This is a genomic window from Mesorhizobium sp. M0029 (assembly GCF_040323735.1).
In the GTDB taxonomy this organism is placed as follows: Bacteria; Pseudomonadota; Alphaproteobacteria; order Rhizobiales; family Rhizobiaceae; genus Mesorhizobium.
On record NZ_JAMYVF010000019.1, the window covers coordinates 109,545 to 116,008 of the forward strand.

Annotated in this window: 4 protein-coding genes and 1 pseudogene; 1 reads left to right on the plus strand and 4 read right to left on the minus strand. The window is 65.6% G+C overall.

What is annotated here, in order from left to right:
• The first annotated feature begins 85 nt into the window (after positions 1–85).
• Positions 86–817 carry a DUF72 domain-containing protein gene (locus NKJ76_RS26135; protein ID WP_352538696.1) on the plus strand — a complete coding sequence of 244 codons (732 nt, stop codon included), beginning with the start codon at positions 86–88 and terminating at the stop codon, positions 815–817.
• 208 nt (positions 818–1,025) lie between these two features.
• Here the strand turns inward: NKJ76_RS26135 and NKJ76_RS26140 are convergent, their stop codons facing one another.
• From NKJ76_RS26140 to NKJ76_RS32465, 4 genes and pseudogenes are all read right to left on the minus strand, one after another.
• Positions 1,026–2,192: an NAD(P)/FAD-dependent oxidoreductase gene (locus NKJ76_RS26140; protein WP_352538697.1), complete on the minus strand. Its 1,167-nt coding sequence runs from the start codon at positions 2,190–2,192 to the stop codon at positions 1,026–1,028.
• Between the two features lie 30 nt (positions 2,193–2,222).
• A complete protein-coding gene (locus NKJ76_RS26145; protein ID WP_352538698.1) occupies positions 2,223–3,818 on the minus strand; it encodes a sensor histidine kinase in 1,596 nt (531 codons plus the stop codon).
• Entirely contained in the window at positions 3,806–4,501 is a 696-nt protein-coding gene (locus NKJ76_RS26150; RefSeq protein WP_023747407.1) for a response regulator transcription factor, read from the minus strand. Before NKJ76_RS26150 ends, NKJ76_RS26145 begins: the two co-directional genes overlap by 13 nt.
• A gap of 4 nt (positions 4,502–4,505) precedes the next feature.
• Positions 4,506–6,043: pseudogene (locus NKJ76_RS32465) on the minus strand (DUF4153 domain-containing protein).
• Positions 6,044–6,464: the final 421 nt, after the last annotated feature.

Here is a 6,464-nt window from a genome sequence, read left to right on the forward strand (position 1 = left end):
CAATGCGGAACGGTGTTCAGGACCCTGCTGAGCAACGCCTCCTTGCCGCCCTTGACCCGCGCTTCATCCGGTCCACATCCCCAGCATGGGAAATCGCCGATCTCTCATAGGCACCGCCGGCTGGGGAATTCCGTCTCGATACAAGGCTGAGTTTCCGCAGTCCGGTTCGCATCTCGAACGTTACGGAAAACGCTTTCCGGTCGTCGAGATCGACACCTCGTTCTACAAGCCGCACCGCCGCGAGACCTATGAGCGCTGGGCTCACGCCGTGCCGGAGCACTTCCGCTTCGCGGTCAAGGCACCGAAGAGCATGACCCATGAGCATCGCCTCGCCGATTGCGAGGGGCTGACAGAGGACTTTCTCGGGCAGGTCGAAGGTCTCGGCGAAAAGCTGAGCGTGCTTCTGGTGCAGCTGCCGCCGAGCTTGCCCTTCGAGCCGGAGGTCGCCGGCGGTCTCTTCGACATGTTGGGCAAGCGTATCCGGGCAAGGCTGGCATGCGAGCCGCGCCATCCCACCTGGTTCAGTGCCGAGACGGACGCACTGCTGGCCGGTCACCAGGTCGCCCGGGTCGCCGCCGACCCGGCTTCGGTTCCGGAGGCAGCAGGGCCGGGTGGCTGGCCCGGCCTTGCCTATTTCCGCTGGCACGGCGCGCCGCGCATCTACTATTCGGGTTACGATACCGAAACGCTCGACCGGTTTGCGCGGCAAGTGGAAGCAACGGCCGCTTCCGGTGCCGAGGTCTGGGGGATTTTCGACAACACGGCCGCCGGGCATGCACTGGGGAACGCGATGGCTGTCAGTGCGATGGTTGCTTAGACGCTCGCGGGACAGCACCCCCTCTGGCCTGCCGGCCATCTCCCCCGCAAGGGGGGAGATCAGATGCCGCGACCGCTTTCGCCAATCGCCGACGTTGCAAGAATGGCGCCTTCGCCGAAGCTGCCAATCTCCCCTCTTGCGGGGGAGATGCCCGGCAGGGCAGAGGGGGTGGGCGGGAACTCGACAGAGCGATCCTATTCCGCCCGCCTCAAATCACGTTCAATTCCCGAAACGCCCGCCCTTCGACCACCCGTTCGTACCCAAACGCCGAGCAATCCACCGTCCGATACCCGCCATGCACCAACAGCTCCGCCAGCGCCTTGCCGACGGCCGGCGCCTGCTGCAGCCCATGCCCTGAAAACCCATTCGCGAAGATGAAATTGCCGACCTCTGGATGCGGGCCGACCACGGCGTTCTGGTCGAGCGTGTTGTAGTCGTAATGGCCTGCCCAGGCGCGGGTCGGCTTGATCGCCTCGAAGGCGGGGATGCGGGTTGCCAGCACGGGCCAGATCACCTCTTCGAACAGCGGCCAGTCGACGTCGAAATCCCGGGGGTCGGCGGGGCCATCGCCCTCCTCCGGCTCGGCGCCGCCGGTGAGATAGACCGAGCCTTCAGGCCGGACATAGATGCCGGATGGGTCGACCAGCAGCGGCATGTCGGCGTATTTTTCCCGCGCCTCGAAGACGAAAACGTTGCGCTTGCGCGGCTCGACGGGCAGCACGAGTCCCGCCATGCCGGCCACCCTGCCGGCATTCGGCCCGGCGGCATTGACGACGATGCCGGCTTGCAGTCTTTCGCCATTGTCGAGGTCCACGCCGGTGACGCGGTTGCCCTGCCTCTCGATGCCGGTGACGTCGGCGGCGATGAAATCGATTTGTCTGTCGCGCAGCGCCTTGCGGAACAGCGTCAGCATGGCATGAGCGTCGAACCAGCCCTCGCCGCTGCGGCCGAAGGCGCCGGCGCTGATGCCTTCGGTCGACAGCCATGAAAAGCGCTTTGCCAGTTGGTCGGCGTCCTCGAGCAGAATGTCGGCGCCCTCGGCGACCTGCGCCTCGTGGTTGGCTTTCAGGATCGGCAACCCGGCCTCGCCGGCCAGGATGAGATAGCCGCCTTCGCGAAAACCGATATCGGCATCGGTGCCGAAGGTCTCCTTCAGTCGCCGGAACAGGTTTAGCGTGAACTGCGACAGCCGGATATTTTCCGGAATCGAGAATTGCTGACGGATCGAGGCCATGGACAGCGTCGTTGCCGCATGGGCGAATTGCGGGTCGCGTTCGATCAGCGCGATGGAGCCGGAAAAGCCTTCCTCGCGCAGATAATAGGCGACCGAGGAGCCGACGATGGCTCCGCCGATGATGACGGTGTCGTAGCGCACTTTGTTCTCCGATCCGGCCGCCGGCATCCTTCACGCCGCCGGCACAATGATCTCGAAGCGCGTGCCGCGCCCGGAGTCAACCAGCGCGATCGTGCCATCATGCGCTTTCAGGAGGGCCAGCACTATGCCGAGGCCCATGCCGGTGCCGCCGGACTCGCGCCGCGTGGTGAAGAACGGCTCGAAAATGCGTGCCCTGTTGCTCGGCGAGATGCCGGCGCCGTCGTCGCTGACCGCAATGGTCACCTTGCCTTCGGCGCTGGCAGCCGCCAGCAAAACCTGGGTCGCGCCGTGCCTGGCGGAATTGTCGATCAGGTTGGCAAGCACGATCGCCGCATTCTCGGCCGAGATGCGCAGACCGGTTTCGCCGCCCGTCTCGATGGTCACAGCCAGCCTGCCGTCCACCGGCAGCAATGCCAGCGCCGCATCGAGCGACGTGCTTTCGCCGCTCGGCGCCAGGTTTTCCGCGCGCGCCAGATCGAGCAGGCGCCGTACCAGCAGATTGAGCCTTCCGGCATCGTTGACGATGTTGCCGGAAAACCGCTTGCGCTCTGCCGCGTCCATCGCCTCGCCGGAATCGCGCAAGAGTTCGGCCGCGCCCTGGATCGCCGTCAGCGGCGATTTGAGCTCGTGCGAGACATGGGTGGCAAAGGTCTGGATCGAGTCGGAGCGCGCCTGCAGCTTTTCGGCCATGTCGAGAAAGGCCGCGGACAGCTCGGCCATTTCGCGCGTGCCGTGATGGTCGAGCGGCCGGATGGCGTCGCGGTCGCCGGCGGCGATGCGCCTCGTGCGCTCCATCAGCGCGTAGATCGGCCGGCTCACGGTGCGCAGGAACACCAGCGCGATCAGCAGCATGCCGAAGAGCATGGCGATGGCCGCCAGCGTCACCTTGCCGCGCTCACCATAGAGATGCTTGACGATGTTGTTCGGCGTTCGAGACAGGTAGATCACGCCGGCGACGTGGCCGTCGACCGCGATTGGCATGGCGACGAAGACGCGGACCTTGGTGCCCCGGCTGACCGAATAGAGCGGCGGCGGCGGCTGGTCGGGAATTCGTTGCCTGAGCGCGCTGGCATAGTGGCCGGTAAGGGCGGTGCGCACCTCCTCGACATGGGCGAGCGACAGTCCGACCTCATCGCGCCCGGCAATGACGACGCCATGTGGGTCGAGCAGCCGGAAGCCGGCCAAGGTGGTTTTCTGCGTGGTGTCGAGAATGCCTGACAGCCGCGCGCCGATCGCCGCAAAGGCCGAATCGGTGGCGGCAACAATGCCGGCGGGCCGGGTCGGCAGCAAATAGTCGGAGGCGAGATCGAGTGTCGGCTCGATCGGCTGGTAAGGCGTGTCGTCGCCGCGGCTGGCATCGCCGCTGTCAGCCTGCATCGGCACCCCAAGCTTCTCCGGGGCAATGCCGGCGTCACTGATATTCTGTGCATAGATGGCGGCGATGACGGCGCCTTGCGCGATCAGCTCGCCCTCGGTCTGGCGGATCAGCTGGTTTTCATAAAGCCGGAAGAAGAACAGGCCGACCAGCGGCAGCGCCAGCACCATGATGAGGATGGCGAGAACCACCGTGGCCAGCCTTGGCCGCCATTTGGTGCCGATCCATTTGGCGTCGCTCAGGCGCCGCATCGGCCGAGCCGGAAACCGACGCCATGCACGGTTTCGATGGCGTCGAGACAGCCCGCCGCCGCCAGCTTGGCGCGGATGTTGCGGATGTGGCTATCGACGGTACGGTCGGCGACGTGGATGTTGGCGGCATAGGCGCTGGCGACCACCAGGTCGCGGCCCAGCACATGCGCCGGCCGCGCCAGGAACCCTTTCAGGATCGAGAATTCGATCGCCGTCAGCGCCAGCGCCTTGCCGTCGAAACTGGCGCCGTGGCTGGCCGGCGCCAGGCTGAGCTTGCCATGCGCGAAGTTCTTGTCGTCGACCGGGTCGGGCGCCACCGGGCGGGCGCGGCGCAGGATGACGTTGACGCGCGCCACCAGCTCGCGCGGGCTGAACGGTTTCGTCACATAGTCGTCGCCGCCCATTTCGAGCCCGAGGATGCGGTCGATCTCCTCGTCTCGCGCCGACAGGAACAGAACCGGCACGTCGGAGCGCTGCCTCAGCCGCCGGCAGACTTCCAGCCCGTCCATCTCCGGCATGCCGATGTCGAGCACGACGAGGTCAGGCTCGCGGCGTTCGATCGCCTGCAGGGCGGCCGCGCCGTCGGCGACGGCCTGCGTTTTCATCCCGGCCTTTTCCAGCGCAAAGCAGATGATCTCGCGTATGTGCGGATCGTCGTCGGCGACCAGGATCTGATGCGGCATGGATCTAACGGTCCGGCACTGAAGGTTGCGAGGGCTGGGTAGGTGGAGGAAGCACGAGCGGACCTCTCTTGTCGAGAACCTGCACGAGCCTCCAGCCGCGAAAGCTCCAGGCGCGCCACTGCCTCTGCTCGGCGATAGTGTCGTCGATCATCATTTGATCGGCCAGATAGGTGGTTTGGTTTCCGAATTGGTGCATGTAGAGGCGGTCCAGCGCCGGCATGGCGGCAGCGCCGAGCGAGCGCAGATATTCGGTATCGATAGGCGTGCCGTCACCGGTCATTTCAAGGGAATGGTCGACATTGAAATTGGCGATCGTTGCGGCGAAGTTGATGAAGCAGCAGGCATAAAGCGTCGCCGATAGCGTCGCAAGATTGGCGGAGAGCAGCCATTCGTTGGATTTTCCAAGCGCGATGCGGGCAATGATCAGTACAAGCCCTGACGCCACCAACCCCATCCAGACGAAGGCGGCGATGCGCCAGTAGGTCAGTGCATAGACGCCGATATAGAGATCGAGCCTGAGAATCGACGAGATGACCAGCACGATGTTCTGCGCCACCCAGGCATAGACCAGCCGGCGGATCAGCGGATCGCCTGAGGTTTCGCTGCCCGGCCGCAGCGCCGCCAGCACGAAGCCGGCGGCCAGCAGCGCGGTGGCGATCAGCGGATAGGCGCCGCGATGCGCATAGGCGGCATAGCTCAAGCCGTCGGGAAGGGCGACCCCGCCCCAGAGATAGGCGGCGTCGAGCCCGGTCTGCAGCGCAAACAGGGCGTTGAAGACGATCAGCGCGCGCAAGATCGCGGCCTTGCCGAAGACGACGGCCTCGATCGTTGTCGCTGGTTTAGTCGCGGCCGGTGCGGCCACGGCTGCAGGCGGCGTCAAAGGTGCAAGGCGGCGTGGAAGGCGGCGCGGGAAACGCGGCAGGCGAGGCCGCAGGAAAGCCAGACGCCGGCGAGCACGAACAGCCAGAAGACGATCCGCGCCAGTTGGATGAGATCGAGCAGCTTCATCAGGTCGATCAGCGACAGCCAGTATTCGATGACCGGATTGGCGGCGCCGAACAAGAACAGGAACACCGCGCCCAGCGTCACCGGCATGACCCAGACGATGATGGACGCCAGGTGGATGCGGCGGCCGCCAAGCCGGCGCACCGTGCGGCGCCATTGGAAAAAGTCACGGATAAGGCGCAGCGGCGCCGCCAGCAGGAACAGCGCGACCTGGCCGGCAATGCGGGCGATGCCGTGCCGCAGCCGCCCGGACAGGGACAGCGCAAACACCACCAGCGCCACGACAGCTATCGCCACCGACAGCGGGCTGACGTTCTCGGCCAGCGGCAGCAGCGCGACGAACAAAGCGGCCGGCTTGAGCCAGGGTCGGGTGGAATTCAGCGCGGCAGGATGCACAGCGACCACCGCGCCGGCGATCAGGATGGCAAACAGCAGCACCGTGATCCCGGCGGGCTGGCCGTAAAAGAAAAAATCCGCCAGCGCCACGAGCAGGACGGCGGTGCCGAAGCGGCTGGAAAAGCTTGCAAACGATGTCATGCGCGGATTTTCCTGATGGGCTGGGTCCGCTCGGCCGGTGGGCGGATAAAAGGGAGCAGGCTCGCTTCCAGGTAAGGGCGGGCCTCCGCCCGGGGCGGATCGACCAACCACCAGCTTTCGCTGCGCAGGCGATAGGGCAAGGACCAAAGGTGAGCGTTTCGCTGTTGCATGCCGCTGTTGTCGCGGGCTCGCATGGAAACGGCGGGGCGGAGCGGAGGAGGTTTTCCGCAGGGATGTGCAGTTTTCGTGCAGGACCTGCGCTTACGGCCGGGGCGCTCCCCCCATCTTTCCGGACGTTGGCGCTGTCCCAGCCAGGCTTGTCCAGCCGATAGATGGGTAACACTTTGAACCGGATACATAGGTGACACTTCTCTCCCCCTATGCGTCCGCCGCAGCGCCAAGCGGATTGGTTGGCGCGGCG